15 protein-coding genes and 2 pseudogenes are annotated in these 14,460 nt (G+C 51.4%); 6 read left to right on the top strand and 11 right to left on the bottom strand.

The window, feature by feature from the left end; genetic code table 11:
* Positions 1 to 10: 10 nt before the first annotated feature.
* Complete coding sequence (locus tag C6A40_RS09325) at positions 11 to 1,525, top strand: sensor domain-containing diguanylate cyclase (RefSeq protein WP_045333993.1); 1,515 nt, start codon at positions 11 to 13, stop codon at positions 1,523 to 1,525.
* A gap of 69 nt (positions 1,526 to 1,594) precedes the next feature.
* On the opposite strand, the gene arsC is transcribed toward C6A40_RS09325, so the two are convergent.
* The 8 genes and pseudogenes from arsC to C6A40_RS25235 all read right to left on the bottom strand — a co-directional run bounded on the left by arsC (position 1,595) and on the right by C6A40_RS25235 (position 8,300).
* Complete coding sequence (gene arsC / locus C6A40_RS09320) at positions 1,595 to 2,026, bottom strand: glutaredoxin-dependent arsenate reductase (protein WP_021240937.1); 432 nt, start codon at positions 2,024 to 2,026, stop codon at positions 1,595 to 1,597.
* Positions 2,027 to 2,038: 12 nt separating this feature from the next.
* A complete protein-coding gene (locus C6A40_RS09315) occupies positions 2,039 to 3,328 on the bottom strand; it encodes an arsenic transporter (protein WP_021240936.1) in 1,290 nt (429 codons plus the stop codon).
* 40 nt (positions 3,329 to 3,368) lie between these two features.
* Complete coding sequence (locus C6A40_RS09310; RefSeq protein ID WP_008503437.1) at positions 3,369 to 3,689, bottom strand: metalloregulator ArsR/SmtB family transcription factor; 321 nt, start codon at positions 3,687 to 3,689, stop codon at positions 3,369 to 3,371.
* A gap of 235 nt (positions 3,690 to 3,924) precedes the next feature.
* A complete protein-coding gene (locus C6A40_RS24910; protein WP_063930476.1) occupies positions 3,925 to 4,668 on the bottom strand; it encodes a hypothetical protein in 744 nt (247 codons plus the stop codon).
* Positions 4,669 to 4,673: 5 nt separating this feature from the next.
* A complete protein-coding gene (locus C6A40_RS09305) occupies positions 4,674 to 5,141 on the bottom strand; it encodes a Panacea domain-containing protein (protein ID WP_039029590.1) in 468 nt (155 codons plus the stop codon).
* A 164-nt stretch (positions 5,142 to 5,305) separates the two neighbouring features.
* Positions 5,306 to 6,326 (bottom strand): annotated as a pseudogene (locus C6A40_RS25015) (phage integrase).
* A gap of 82 nt (positions 6,327 to 6,408) precedes the next feature.
* Positions 6,409 to 8,085 (bottom strand): DUF4041 domain-containing protein, encoded by a 1,677-nt coding sequence (locus C6A40_RS09285; RefSeq protein WP_114191265.1) that lies wholly within the window; start codon positions 8,083 to 8,085, stop codon positions 6,409 to 6,411.
* Positions 8,086 to 8,165: 80 nt separating this feature from the next.
* Positions 8,166 to 8,300 carry a hypothetical protein gene (locus C6A40_RS25235; RefSeq protein ID WP_239991047.1) on the bottom strand — a complete coding sequence of 45 codons (135 nt, stop codon included), beginning with the start codon at positions 8,298 to 8,300 and terminating at the stop codon, positions 8,166 to 8,168.
* Between the two features lie 168 nt (positions 8,301 to 8,468).
* Here C6A40_RS25235 and C6A40_RS25230 point away from each other — a divergent pair.
* Positions 8,469 to 8,632 (top strand): annotated as a pseudogene (locus tag C6A40_RS25230) (regulator).
* Positions 8,633 to 8,772: 140 nt separating this feature from the next.
* On the opposite strand, the gene C6A40_RS25225 reads toward C6A40_RS25230, so the two are convergent.
* Positions 8,773 to 9,354, bottom strand: a complete 582-nt coding sequence (locus C6A40_RS25225; RefSeq protein WP_045334003.1) for a GIY-YIG nuclease family protein — start codon at positions 9,352 to 9,354, stop codon at positions 8,773 to 8,775.
* A gap of 123 nt (positions 9,355 to 9,477) precedes the next feature.
* On the opposite strand from C6A40_RS25225, the gene C6A40_RS24905 reads away from it, so the two are divergent.
* On the top strand, positions 9,478 to 9,732 hold the full coding sequence (locus C6A40_RS24905) for a hypothetical protein (protein WP_131641656.1): 255 nt from the start codon (positions 9,478 to 9,480) through the stop codon (positions 9,730 to 9,732).
* Positions 9,733 to 9,936: 204 nt separating this feature from the next.
* On the opposite strand, the gene C6A40_RS09265 is transcribed toward C6A40_RS24905, so the two are convergent.
* On the bottom strand, positions 9,937 to 11,622 hold the full coding sequence (locus C6A40_RS09265) for an aspartate:alanine antiporter (protein WP_008503440.1): 1,686 nt from the start codon (positions 11,620 to 11,622) through the stop codon (positions 9,937 to 9,939).
* Between the two features lie 273 nt (positions 11,623 to 11,895).
* Between C6A40_RS09265 and C6A40_RS09260 the strand changes: the two genes are divergently transcribed.
* Positions 11,896 to 12,270 (top strand): inner membrane protein YbjM, encoded by a 375-nt coding sequence (locus C6A40_RS09260; RefSeq protein WP_025912901.1) that lies wholly within the window; start codon positions 11,896 to 11,898, stop codon positions 12,268 to 12,270.
* Between the two features lie 35 nt (positions 12,271 to 12,305).
* Here C6A40_RS09260 and C6A40_RS09255 read toward each other — a convergent pair whose 3' ends face one another.
* Positions 12,306 to 12,575, bottom strand: coding sequence for a GrxA family glutaredoxin (locus C6A40_RS09255; protein ID WP_006809455.1), 270 nt, complete (start codon positions 12,573 to 12,575; stop codon positions 12,306 to 12,308).
* A 185-nt stretch (positions 12,576 to 12,760) separates the two neighbouring features.
* On the opposite strand from C6A40_RS09255, the gene nfsA reads away from it, so the two are divergent.
* Together nfsA and rimK are read left to right on the top strand one after the other, a co-directional pair.
* A complete protein-coding gene (gene nfsA / locus C6A40_RS09250; protein WP_008503442.1) occupies positions 12,761 to 13,483 on the top strand; it encodes a nitroreductase NfsA in 723 nt (240 codons plus the stop codon).
* A gap of 69 nt (positions 13,484 to 13,552) precedes the next feature.
* Positions 13,553 to 14,455, top strand: coding sequence for a 30S ribosomal protein S6--L-glutamate ligase (gene rimK, locus C6A40_RS09245; protein WP_021240931.1), 903 nt, complete (start codon positions 13,553 to 13,555; stop codon positions 14,453 to 14,455).
* Positions 14,456 to 14,460: the final 5 nt, after the last annotated feature.

Raw genomic sequence — 14,460 nt, 5'->3', positions numbered from 1 at the left:
GAGGTTGGCGTTGGGTGAAAAAGTAAGTACCTGGTTCGTGCAGGTCAGTCTGGCAAAAAAGAGAGCGTTGTTAGTACTGTTGATTTTGGTTCAGACGAGTCTGCTGATTGGGCATCTGCTCTACCAGCGCGGCTATGTGGAGGATAACGCTGCACGTATCCTTCGCAATACGGCCATACTCCAGTCCCAGCAGTTTGAAACCAGCCTTAACGCGATGCGCTACCAGATGCGCTTTATCGGGAATGCCTTTCTGCTCAACCATACGGTCACGCCTGAAAACGCGCAGCCATTCCTGCAAGGGGAGCTCAAGCGTGCCTGGCTGGATGGCGTTGTCGTCTTTGATGAAGACGGTGATTTTCTCAGCAGCCGCGCGCTATTTCCTTTTGAGCGCGCTCTGGACGCCTCTACGCTTGCGCAGGCCAGCTTTCGGCAGCACCCTCTGTTTACTGATTTTCGCCGGGATGAAGTTACCGAAAGTTTGTTTTACTGGCAGAGCAACGGCACGGATAAAAACTTGTTGGGCTTCGTGATGTTCCGTGCAGTGCGCGATGCACATGGTCGCTTTCTTGGTGGTGCGTTGGGTTTTTTCAATGGTAACACCATGAACGATATGTTTCGCAAAATGGAAGCGCAGGGCTTCGATTTAGGTCAGGGTGGGGCGATGGCGGTCCTTGATCGTGACAATGCGGTGCAGCTTGCCCGTATGGGGGCGAATGACGGTTCGCAATTGAACACCTCCGACCCGCGCCTCGCGAAGCTGCTGGAATACGCAAGCGATACCGCACAGGTCCAACGATATACTTCTCCGATTGATGGCGTTGAACGTATGGGAGTATTTCTTAACCTCAACGAACGCAAATGGGTGCTGGCCGTCGGGCTGGCCAGAAAAGACGTGCTGCACGGCTGGTATTATCAGGCTCTGTGGACGGCGCTGGCGATTCTGGTTATCTCCATTACGCAGTGGTTTCTGATGCATTACATCCACGTCAACGCCCTGCAGCGGGCGCGTTTCCAGCAGGAGGCGCGGCTCGATCCGCTCACCGGGCTGGCAAACCGTCGCCAGTTTGATGAGTGGTCTTTGCGGGCCTGCAATCTTGCCCGTCGGCATCAGCAGCCCCTGTGCCTGATGAGCATGGATCTGGATTTCTTCAAGCGTATTAACGACACCTGGGGTCATGACGGCGGCGATGCGGTGCTGAAGCATATTGGCAACGCGCTTCCGGCACTGGTGAGAGGCAGCGACATTGTCGCCCGCTTCGGCGGGGAAGAGTTTGTCGTGGCAATGCCGCAGACCTCTCTGGAGACGGCCGCTGAGATCGCCGAGCGCGTACGGATGAGCCTTGCCAGCCAGAACGTCGACTTCAACGGGCAGACGATCCGCTTCACCGCCAGCATGGGGCTCGTATGCATGACGCCGGATGAACTGGAGATTGAACATGGCGTGCAGTCAGCCCTGGCGCGAGCCGATCGTGAGCTTTATCGTGCAAAACGTGAGGGGCGCAACCGGGTCTGCGTGGCGAGCTAGCGGGCGGTTGTTTTCTCCAGGCGTTCAGGGCCCGCCGGGCGCTGGCCCTGTCGTCCACCTGAGGAAGGATTATTTTTTCAGGATATTCTTCCCGCTGGCGTCCACCACCGCTTCGCCATCCTCTTTCGTAAACGCCCCTTTCTGCGCGTCCGGCAGAATGTCGAGGACGACTTCAGACGGGCGGCACAGGCGGGTGCCCAGCGGCGTCACCACGATCGGACGGTTAATCAGGATCGGGTGTTGCAGCATAAAATCGATAAGCTGGTCGTCGGTGAACTTATCGTCGGCAAGGCCGAGCTGTTCATAGGGCTCCACGTTTTTACGCAGCAAATCGCGCACCGAAATGCCCATATCGGCAATCAGGGCGGTCAGCGTATCGCGCGACGGCGGCGTTTCCAGATAGAGAATAATCTCTGGCTCCGCGCCGCTGTTGCGGATCATCTCCAGCGTGTTGCGCGAGGTGCCGCAGGCGGGGTTGTGGTAAATGGTGATGTGGCTCATATCAGTGGCTCATTACAGTGTGAAGGAGAGACGTAGCGCCAGGGCGGCGAGCGTCACAAACAGGACCGGCAGCGTCATGATGATGCCCGTCCGGAAATAGCCGCCCCAGGTAATCGTCATGTTTTTCTGCGCCAGCACGTGAAGCCAGAGCAGGGTGGCGAGACTACCAATAGGCGTGATTTTTGGCCCCAGATCGCAGCCAATCACGTTGGCGTAAATCATCGCGTCCTTTATCAATCCTGTTGCCGTGCTGCCGTCAATGGAGAGCGCGCCAATCAGCACCGTGGGCATATTGTTCATTATGGATGACAGGAACGCGGTGATGAACCCGGTTCCCAGCGTGGTGGCCCACAGCCCGTGTCCGGCCAGGCTATTCAGTACGCCTGTGAGAGAGTCCGTCAGCCCGGCATTACGCAGGCCATACACCACCAGATACATCCCCAGCGAGAAGATGACGATCTGCCACGGCGCGCCGCGCAGCACTTTTCCGGTATTTATCGCATGTCCGCGTTTTGCGACAGCGAATAAAATCAGCGCGCCGACGGTCGCAATGGCGCTGACCGGAATGCCGAGAGGTTCAAGTACGAAGAAACCGACGAGCAGAAGAAGGAGGACGATCCAGCCCGTTCTGAACGTCGGGAGGTCGTGAATGGCCCGCGCAGGCTCCTGGAGTTTCGCCAGGTCATATTCTGGAGGAATTTCCTTGCGAAAGAACAGGTGCAGCATGACCAGCGTTGCGGCAATCGCGGCGATATCCACCGGGATCATCACCGAAGCGTACTCGCTGAACCCCAGCGCGAAGAAGTCTGCCGAGACGATGTTGACCAGGTTGGAGACAATCAGCGGCAGGCTGGCGGTATCGGCGATAAAACCTGCCGCCATCACAAACGCCAGCGTGGCCTGTTTGCTGAACCCCAACGCCAGCAGCATGGCGATGACGATAGGCGTGAGGATCAGCGCCGCGCCGTCATTAGCAAACAGCGCTGCGACGGCTGCGCCCAGCAGGATAATCCAGGTAAACAGCAATCGCCCCCGACCTTTCCCCCAGCGAGCGACGTGCAGTGCTGCCCACTCGAAAAAGCCGGACTCATCCAGCAGCAGACTGATAATGATAACGGCGATAAACGTTGCCGTGGCGTTCCAGACGATATTCCAGACTACCGGAATATCGTTAATGTGAATCACGCCGCTAGCCAGCGCCAGCACGGCGCCGATAGTCGCGCTCCAGCCGATACTCAGTCCTTTGGGCTGCCAGATGACCAGCACCAGCGTAAACAGAAAAATTGCCCCTGCCAGAAACATCGCTTACTCCGTTATATCTGTTTTTGTGAATGTGTTTTGATTAGCACGAACCCGGAAGCCGGTTTTTCAGCTTCATACGCGTCTCTTCCCGCAGGCAGTTCCAACTGGTGTCGATAACGGCTGCCGCCCATGCAGGCATGTTGGGAGAGAGACGGTAATGGACCCACTTACCCTCGCGACGGTCGATCACCAGCCCGGACTCGCGCAGCAGCGCCATGTGGCGGGAGACTTTAGGCTGAGATTCGGCGGTGGCGGCGCAGAGATCGCAGACGCACAGCTCGCCCGCTTCGCGGAGCAGCATGACGATGGCGAGCCGCGTTTCGTCGGAGAGGGTTTTGAAGAGGTGGAGTGGGTGGAGCATGGGTGTTCCTGCAGATGTGATTTTTATATGTGTTTAATCATATATGTTTTGGTGGCGAGAGAGAAGATAAGATTAGAGGAAGGGGTATTTCAGACAACAAAAAACCCATTTATATAGACGGGTTAGTGAAAACAATGAGTTGTACGATAATCAATAAGTTAGCTTGGTGGTGAGAAGTGACGATTACGGGGTATTGCCAACCGCTGCCGCCACTTTGTCGCCACTTGGCAGGTGGTTACTGGTCCCTGATAGCCAGTAGCCCCCAAGAGAAAACTTCTTTGGCATCGCTTATCAAACCATCCGCTATAAATTGCTGTGTCTCAGCCCATTCCATGTCACTGACATAGTGTACAAGTGTGTTTGTCTGGATTGGAATTTCTTCAAATTGCTCGATTCGACGTTTGAAGCTACATTCAGGATCTGAACAACGGCATGTGCGTCTTATATCATCTACTCTACAGAGTAAAAGTGAGTAGGGGGTCTCAAGCGGTGCACAGTAGTCAACTCGATAGTTATGAGAGCGTGTTGGCTGGATGTTATGAAGAGGATCTAAAAGCACAACATTAAAAATTTGGTTCTCATCCCAAAAGCCTACAACTCTACCAAGGGCAGTAGATATCTGAAATTGTAATAATGGGTATTCTTCGTCATTTTCAAGGTAGTCAGAGTCAATCCAGGTCAACTGGTTACGTTGTACGGGGATATTTCTTTGTTCCCAGTTTATTGAATGATAGCGCCATGCCTCTCTTTCGGCCCCACTGGTAATAAAGCCTTTGACATCTTTTTGGGAAAGCTCGGATAATTTTCCAATTAGTGAAACAAACCAGCCTGAATCGGTACGATCTAACCCAAAATTCTCAATTTGACGCCAATAACGAAAAGAAAACGCCCACTTTCTTTCGGGTGCGGAGGGCGTTTTAGGGGTCTGTACCGCTGTCGGCTGATTTGTCCCTAATGAAGGGCGAAAGGCTTTCACCATGGTTATTAATTCAATCGGCTACGGTAAAAATCTCTAGTTATGTTGCGATCAATGACTACCTCGCAACGTGCTGACGGTCTGTAACCCTCACGAGCCTTAATCCATGGCTCTTCTTTATGGGTCATATCTTCAAGTTGTGCACCAGAAAAAGCACCATAGACTTCAAGAACGCCATCAATATGAGCTGCGGCAGCGGCTGGAATAGATGAAAGATCAAATCCAGGAGTGCAATCTGCAATCGTGATGTCCGAATACAGTGATTTTGTAGAAGAGAATCGGTTATAAATCGCACGGCTTACTGGGCCGTGAATCCACGCTTGAAACCCCTCATCCACTAACTTTTCATCAAAAAAAGCCAGATACCAAGCATCCGCGTAATACGCCAATTTTTGCAGCTTCAAATTAGACATAGTTTCGCCTGAAGCTGAGATTTTTGTGATGATGTAATCACATAGTTGATTGATATTTATCATTATTTATCCCCTTAACTTGGTGTCTAGGTAGCCAAATTTTTTAGAGAAATCAGCTGCTAAGAATCTTTGAAAACCAAGCTAACTTATAGTGGCATACATAGTTGAATAAATCGAGATTCAAACGTGCTAAAACGCGGTGAGTGCGTATGAGCGGTTCTTCCAATTTAAGCAGTTATCATGGTAGCTAACGGGTTAAAACGTAGCGCTGTCTCAAGGTGATCTGGTGCCAGGTGGGCATAACGCATGGTCATTTTTATGTCGTGGTGACCCAGGATTTTCTGAAGGGCAAGTGATGTTCCCGCCTGACATCATAAAGTGTACTGCAAATGTATGGCGCAAGACGTGGGTTAGCTGCCCGCGTGGTAGCACGATGGAAGTTTTATCCATCACTGCCAAAAACTGAAAGTAGCAGTCGGTGAAAAACTTGAAGCCGTCCATAGCAATGAGTTCTTCATACAGCTCTTTGCTGATCGGGATGCTGCGGTTCTTTTTGCCTTTTGTCCTGACGAAAGTGATTCGATACTTAGTTACCTGGGAACGAGTGAGATTCACAGCTTCGCGCCAGCGTGCCCTGGTGCTCAGACAGATTTTTACAACCAGAGCGAGCAGGGCGCTTTGGCGTTGGCAGTCATAAAGTAGCTCTGTGATTTGTTCATGCGTCAGCCAGGCCATTTCCTTTTCGGCAATCGTGAACTTGCGCATGCTTTCCAGCGGGTTTGGTGCCGTCCATTCTCCAAGGTGGGCCAGCTCGCTAAAAACAATGCTCAGATAGCTTTGTTCAAGGTTGATAGTTACCGGGCTGGCACCTTTCTTCCACTTCTCACTGAAATAGATTTCACACGTCAGGCGTTTGTCACGGTAATGTGCGAATAATTTCGAGCTGAGATCAGTAGCAATAGGGTTTCAGAGTGCATAGACCATCAGGATCAGCTTGTCGTAAACATGCTCGCCAGCGGTCAGAGATTTGCCGTGCAGCTTGAACTAGAGTTCAACTACGTCTTTCAGAGTTCGGCGAGCTACCGATTCACCCAACCAGGGCTTAGCCTCCGTCTCTTCCATTGTGTGGCGTTCAAAAGCCAGTGCTTCGCCTTTGGTAGCGAACTGCTTACGCACACGCCGCCCGTTGCGTCCGGCGGGGTAGCATTCACAAATCCATTTTCCTGTTTCGAGTTTTCGTACTGCCATAAAAAAGCCCTCATGTCTGAGGGCTAAATTTAACTGTATATAAAAATCGTGATTAATGTATGATTACGTGAAATCACCTATGTCAGGCAACAACGAGTTCTTCGTTTGCAACCTGCGCGGCTGAGCGTTCATTCTCAATTGCGAGAGACTCTCTATATTCTTTGGCATCTGCAAACATCGTCCAATGTGCATCGATATTCATATTGGCTACAGTTGATTTAATATCTTTAATGCCCACATTAAAGAATTCTTTCCGAGAATTAACCTTGTTAACTTGTTTTCCATTAAATACTTTATGCAAGTGATTCTCTAATGATGGTGCATCGTCACTGTAGATCATTGCATGTACATCAAAGGCGAATGGAACACTGGCATCACTAAGTTCACGAACACGGTCTAGAGGTTCGAGGCGTCGCGTCATGCCAATTTTATAAACATTTTCGCCGAACGATCCTATATTACTAATTACATAGACATGACCTGAGCGTGTTTGTTGAGCCATCGAAATTGCACGCTGGTTTTTGGCTTCAGCCTCTTCGAATTTAATTTGTAATTCAGCCAGTTTCTGCTCAAGGGCGAGTCGTTGCTCTTCACCTGCAAGCATCAGCTCTTTAGTAGCCTTATCTATAGCCTGCTGAATTGTTTTCTCTTCTTTCTTGGCTTCTTTTATCGCTCTTTCGTATTCTCGACGTGCTTTTTCTTCTTCGCGCAACTGCTCTTTGATGCGCCTTTGTTCTTCTTTTTCTTCGAGCATAATTTCATTAACTGCAACGCCCCATTTCAGTTCGTTGAGTCGGGCCTGTAAGAATATATCAGTGATCTTAGCCGACCTAAAAGCTGAGCCGTTATAATTTACAAGCTGAAATGCGTCTTTAATTTCCTGGGAAAGTTTACCGTAATTGTTATGTTTGATTTTAGAAAGTGTACTATCAACTTTGCCATTGAACGCATCTAATACAAATTTTATCGCAGTATTACGTCTATTCGGTTCGACATAATCACAACTTGCCGCTTTGCTCGTTTTAATTAGTGATTTTGTTAACTCTCTGGCTTTTTGTAGCTCTCTGCCTGCATCAGTAAATTCATAATTCTCTGCTAGTTCATCCAGAACGCTTCGGTTTGGAACAATCCATTCATCACCGTACCCTTCAATTTTATTTTTCATTGACTTGGCCACAGCTTGGTAGGTTTCTGCAAATTCTTTTGCTTCATATGCAGAGCCGGCGATTTCTTTTGCTCTAATCTCTGCATCAGCGACTATTTTCATTGCATTATCATTAGCATTGGAGATTAGCTCATCGGCCCTACTATTGGCGTTCTCCAATCGTTCCTTGGCTTTTAAACGAGCATCGCGAGCATCTTTAGTTATTACAACTGCTTCGTTATTGGCATTACTTATCGTTAGTCGGGCTTGGTTATTTGCTTCAAAGACGATGCTGGATGCTTTAAGTTGTGCTTCATTCACTGTGTTTTTAGCAATCGAGTCTGCTGTTTTTATCGTCTTTTCTGCATCCAGAACGGCACTATGCAGTTCTTCATATTGCCACAGAGGAGCAGCTCTTCCTTCCAGCTCTGAGTGCTCTCTTATAGCGTTCGTTAAATGTTTTTGGCTTTCACTTAGTTCATTCGAAAGAGCTATCTTTTGATGATTAAGTGCCTCGATCTCTGTCTTATGTTGTTTGCTCTTCTTGAGCAAAATAAGACTAAGGATGGGGGCGAGTAAGGCCAAAAGCAAAACTACAACAAGAAACAAATCCATTTCTAAATCCTTTTACCTAATCAGTGTGAAACTGTTGTGCTTCTTATACATGCAATAACTTCTATACAAGAAAAAGCACACTAAAAACTATTTTCTGCAGTAGAAACTTTAATCATGCCTTTCTGCAGTCTTGTAATCAGTCTAACGGAATAGGTCCCATCAATATTGATCAACCAGTGCGCATCTAACACTTCCGTGAATTTTTGACAACTGATATATGTAGTACGACCATCACTAACAACAATCGGAGATGAAGATTGATAGGAAGAAATGGCGCGTCAAAAATGTAAGCGTTCCCATCAACCATTATCAGTTTTGTTTCCATTTATGTACTTGTCCCGTTTACAAACGGCTCACCACAAGCCAGTAGGAGGTGTTGCACCATGACCCCTAATATTACAATTTCTTGAACAAACTGCACGTCACTATGGAACGCTATAGCGAGCTAACTGGGCTGCCTGTTGTCACCCTAAACGACATACCAGCAGATGGTCGATTGCCTCGTCATCGCCTGCATAAAGATAATGAGAAATGCTGCCTTTGGTAAATCTGTACGGCTATGTTGTCACACCTTAATGCACAAACTTGAATGGAATACCTGAACAGTTAACGTAATACTTATGGTTTGCCGCCTGGGCTGTGCCTTTTATTTGGTGCAACTGCGCAACGGCGGTCTTCCTGAGCCGATTATTCTACCCTCACAGCTTGCTCAACAATCTCCACGACCTTACGTCTGCTAAATCCTGTTTCGTTCGCAATCTCCATCAGTTTGGCTTCTGCCATAGCTTTGCTGCGCATTGCTGAGAGCGTTGGCTTAAAAGGATGAGTGTTACCTTGAATGTTTAATGGGAGCGGAATACTTCTTATCAACGCTTCTTCCAGCACCCAAGGTTCTTCGTCTGCTACCCAGTATACTTTTGCATTCTGATCCATCCAAAGATCGAGCCATTGTTCCCCAGCATGGGTAAATGTCGTTCTGTTTCCCCTTCCAACACGACGGAGGGGATAATTGCTTACTGCCGCAAGCAAAACACCTAGCGTTCGTCTCAGCGTAGAGCCTTCGGCATTTCCGCTGTAGTGAGTTTTGATACGTGTTTTGAGATTGGCTCTACTATTAGGTTTCCCTTTTTTGTCGGGAGAAATACCCACATAAAGCAGAGTTAGCCCATCATGAGTTAGGCAACCTTCTGTTGGAACGCCCGGCGGGATTTCTTTGAACCACCAAAAATAGACTCCGTTGATGGCGGGAACGGGTGTTGGTCGACTCATAACTTCCGTTCTGTTAAATGTCTTGTCAGGATAAAAATTGAACACTGATATTCTCCGCGCTGATTTATCCGGGTATTTTATGGGATCATCAACTGGGATTGCTTGATTTACTTAGGGGAAGATATGAGTTTAAAAGTGACGACACAGCAGGTGGATACCTGGAAGAAACGTATTCAAAGGGATGGGTTGAAAGGTTCGACCTACTTTTGTCAGCAGAGTGGTGCTGTCTGGGTATCTGCATCCGTTGACCACCAGGCAATATGCCAGCGCGTTTTAGGGCAAGATTCGGGAACAAGCTCTCTGTCGAGCTACCTTCGCTGGGATGATGTAAGTGCGGTTGATCTGGTTGAACTGCTATATGCGATTGAAACGGCGTAGGAAGGCTTTGCCTATGGCTGTTCGCCACAAGGCACGAACTTCAGACAACAAAAAACCCATCAACCTTGAACCAAAACGGCGGGGTTGATGGGCTCCACAAATTGGGGACATCAAAGAAAAGCAGTGGCACTAGTTATGACTGCCCCTTGATAAAAAAGTTCTGCGCGTAACGAAAATATTTTCCGCCACGCGCATTCTTAGGAGTTATCCGAGTCCGGGCCAGATGATGATAATCAGCGTACCCGCCAGCGTCAGCAGCACGTTAGCGATAGCATAGGTGCCCGCATACCCCAGCGCCGGGATGTTGCTGCGCGCGGTGTCGCTGATGATTTCCATAGCAGGCGCACAGGTACGCGCCCCCATCATCGCCCCGAAGAGCAGGGCGCGGTTCATGCGCAGCACGTAGGCGCCGAACAGGAAACAGATCACCACCGGCACCAGGCTGACGATTAGTCCGGAAACCAACATCTGCCAGCCAACGGCACCCAGGCTGTGGCCAATGCCGCTTCCCGCGCTTAAGCCCACGCCCGCCATAAAGACCATCAGACCGAACTCTTTCACCATGTTCAGCGCGCCCTGCGGAATGTAGCCGAAGGTCGGGTGGTTCGCTCGCAGGAAGCCCAGCATGATCCCGGCGAACAGCAGCCCGGCGGCGTTACCGATGCCGAAGCTAAAGTTGCTGAACTGGAAGGTGATCATCCCGATCATCAGGCCAACGATAAAGAAGGCGCAGAAGGCCAGCAGGTCGGTGACCTGGCTGTGAATGGAGATAAAGCCGATGCGGTCGGCCACGGTTTTCACGCGGCGGGCGTCGCCGCTGACCTGCAGCACGTCGCCTTTGTTGAGCACCACGTTGTCGTCGATAGGCATCTCAATCTGGCTGCGGATCACGCGGTTGAGGAAGCAGCCGTGGTCGGTCAGCTTCAGCTGCGCCAGGCGGCGGCCAACGGCGTTATGGTTTTTCACCACGATCTCTTCGGTGACGATGCGCATGTCGAGCAGGTCGCGGTCGAACACCTCTTTGCCGTTACGGAAGCTCGGGTCGAGACGGGCGTGGGCGTCCGGGTAACCGACCAGCGCGATGTCGTCGCCCATCTGCAGCACCGCGTCGCCGTCCGGGTTCGCCAGAATGCCGTTACGGCGGATACGTTCGATGTAGCAGCCCGTCTGGCGGTAAATCCCCAGTTCGCGCAGGTTTTTGCCGTCTGCCCACGCCACCAGCTCTGGCCCGACTCGGTAGGCGCGGATCACCGGGAGATAAACTTTACGTTTGGAGTCGGTATCCAGACCGCGCTCGCGGGCGATTTGCTGGGCGCTGGTCTGCAGATCCTGATGCTGCAGTTTTGGCAGATAGCGTGCGCCAACGATCAGGCTCACCAGACCAATCAGATAGGTCAGGGCATAGCCCAGGCTCAGGTGGTCGAGGGCGGTGGAGAGCTGTTCCCCGGCCATACCGGAGTGGCGCAGGGTATCACCGGCACCCACCAGCACCGGAGTGGAGGTCATCGAGCCTGCCAGCATACCGGCCGTTAGCCCGATATCCCAGCCAAACAGTTTACCCAGCCCTAACGCGATCAGCAGCGCGCTGCCGACCATCACCAGCGCCAGCATCAGATAATTTTTGCCGTCGCGGAAGAAAATGGAAAAAAAGTTAGGTCCCGCTTCCACGCCAACACAAAAAATAAACAGCATAAAACCTAAGTTGAGCGCGTCCGTGTTAATGCTGAAGTGCTGCTGGCCTAATAATAAGGAGACGACTAAAACGCCAATGGAATTACCGAGTTGAACCGAACCCAGGCGCAATTTACCCAGGCAAAGACCCAGCGCCAGTACCACAAATAATAACAGGATGTAATTCCCATTTAACAAGTCTGCGACGTTTATATTCACGGAGGCTAACTTCTTGTTTACCAGTAAGTTGTTGAATGAAAGGACTTTTTGGGCTACTGTTTTTTGGGTCAGGGAAAAGCGTTAACGCTCCCTGTTTCCTGCTTTATTCCCTAAAACATTAGCTGGCGTGTAGTTTAATCGCATTAGCTACTGACAGCTACTGATTATCGCATCACCCTGTGCGTACTTTGGCAAGGATTGCCGCATTGCTTTATCTGACTGGGCGTCTACCCGACGAAAGTGTATTTGATAGAGATAAGTCAGGAGGATAGGTTGAATATGAAACGAAACTGGGCGGGGGTGATCAGCTGCTTTTTGCTGTTCACGGTCGTATGCATGTCGCTTGCTTTTAACGTGAAAGGGGCATTCAGGGCGTCGGGTCATCCGGAGCTCGGGTTGCTCTTTTTTACCCTGCCGGGGGCAGCTGCCAGTTTTCTCTCCCGTAAAGGGGAGGTGGTGAAGCCACTGCTGGGCGCCATGCTGGCCGCGCCGCTCTGTTTGCTGATGATGCGCTTGCTGTATATCTCTACGCGGAGTTTCTGGCAGGAGCTGGCGTGGTTGATGAGCGCTGTTTTCTGGTGCGCCCTTGGCGCGCTCTGCTACTTATTTGTGCGCAGTCTGCTTCATAACCGACGGCACCACAAATAAAAACGCCCTCTCGGTGAGGGCGTCCTTTCATTTCATTACTGGGCAGCAAACAGGCCCAGGTGCTCTTTGGCGTAAGCTTCAAAGTCGGTGCAGCCGCCAATGTGTTTCTGATCGAGGAAGATCTGCGGTACGGTTTCAACCGGCTTACCGACAGTTTTTTCCAGATCGGCTTTGGTGATGCCTTCCGCGTGGATGTCCACATAGCGGAAGTTGAAGTCATCGCGCTCTTCGGTCAGTTTCTCAGCCAGCTCTTTCGCGCGCACACAGTAAGGGCACCCTGGACGACCAAAAATAACTGCAAACATTTCTCTCTCCTCAAAAAAACAAGCCTGACGGCGAATGACACGTATAGTGCCCCATAACCTGTCGTCATTAAAGAAGGTTTCGCCTGTCGTTATAATATCTATGAGCTATGTTTCGCCAATTACACCGCGCATATCATTGCCTATACTGGCTGCCATACGGTTTAAGCAAGATAAAGAGAGACAAGATGACGCCAACCATAGACCTGCTCCTTTCCCATCGTTCCATTCGCCACTTCACCGATGAGCCGATTACCGATGCGCAGCGCGAAGCGATTATTAACAGCGCAAGGGCGACCTCCAGCTCCAGCTTCCTGCAGTGCAGCTCCATTATCCGCATTACCGACCCGGCGATGCGTGAACAGCTGGTGACGCTGACCGGCGGGCAGAAGCATGTGGCTCAGGCAGCCGAGTTCTGGGTATTCTGCGCCGACTTTAACCGCCACCTGCAGATCTGCCCTGAGGCCGAGCTGGGGCTGGCCGAACAGCTGCTGCTGGGCGTGGTGGATACCGCGCTGATGGCGCAAAACGCCTTTACGGCGGCGGAGTCGCTGGGGTTAGGCGGCGTCTACATTGGCGGCCTGCGTAACAACATTCAAAGTGTGACCGACCTGCTGAAGCTGCCAAAACACGTGCTGCCGCTGTTTGGCCTGTGCCTTGGCTGGCCGGCGGATAACCCGGATCTGAAGCCGCGCATTCCTGCGGCGATGCTGGTGCATGAAAACCACTACCAGCCGGTCGATCAGGATGTCCTGAATCACTACGACGAAGAGCTGGCGAACTACTACATGACGCGCGGCAGCAATAACCGTCGCGACACCTGGACGGACCATATTCGCCGCACCATCATTAAAGAAAATCGCCCGTTTATTCTTGATTACCTGCACAAACAGGGCTGGGCGACGCGATAGTCCATTTATCCTGCGCCTGCCTGCGTATATGATACGCAGGCTTTTTCCATGTCTTCAGAGAGGTGCAGGGTGAAAATTGCCATATTGTCCCGGGATGGAACGCTCTATTCATGTAAGCGCCTGCGAGAAGCGGCGGCGAAACGCGGGCATCAGGTTGAAATCCTCGACCCGATGTCCTGCTATATGAACATCGATCCGGCCGCCTCGTCGATTCACTACAAAGGCCGCAAGCTGCCGCACTTTGATGCGGTGATCCCCCGCATCGGCTCCCAGATTACCTACTACGGCACCGCCGCGCTGCGCCAGTTCGAGATGCTGGGCAGCTACCCGCTCAACGAATCCGTCGCCATTTCCCGCGCCCGCGACAAGCTGCGCTCGCTGCAGCTTCTTGCCCGTCAGGGGATCGATCTTCCCGTCACCGGGATTGCCCATTCCCCGGACGACACCAGCGATCTGATCGACATGGTGGGCGGCGCGCCTTTGGTGATCAAGCTGGTGGAAGGCACGCAGGGCATTGGCGTGGTGCTGGCGGAGACCCGTCAGGCGGCGGAGAGCGTGATTGATGCCTTCCGGGGCCTCAATGCCCACATTCTGGTGCAGGAGTATATCGAAGAGGCGAAAGGGCGCGATATTCGCTGTTTTGTGGTGGGTAACGAAGTGGTGGCGGCTATCGAGCGGCAGGCCAAAGAGGGCGATTTCCGCTCTAACCTTCACCGCGGCGGCATTGCCAGAATCGCCGATATCAGCGATCGCGAACGGGAAATTGCCGTGAAAGCGGCGCAAACCCTGGGGCTGGACGTGGCGGGTGTAGATCTGCTGCGCGCGACGCGCGGGCCGCTGGTCATGGAGGTGAACGCCTCGCCGGGGCTGGAAGGTGTGGAAAAAACCACAGGGGTCGATATTGCGGGTAAAATGATCTTATGGATCGAGCGTCATGCGACGCCGGGCTACTGTCTGAAAACGGGTGGTTAAATGGA

The organism is Enterobacter sp. GER_MD16_1505_Eko_090 (assembly GCF_003331015.1).
Lineage (GTDB): Bacteria > Pseudomonadota > Gammaproteobacteria > Enterobacterales > Enterobacteriaceae > Enterobacter > Enterobacter roggenkampii.
This window is presented reverse-complemented; position numbering and strand designations above follow the sequence as displayed.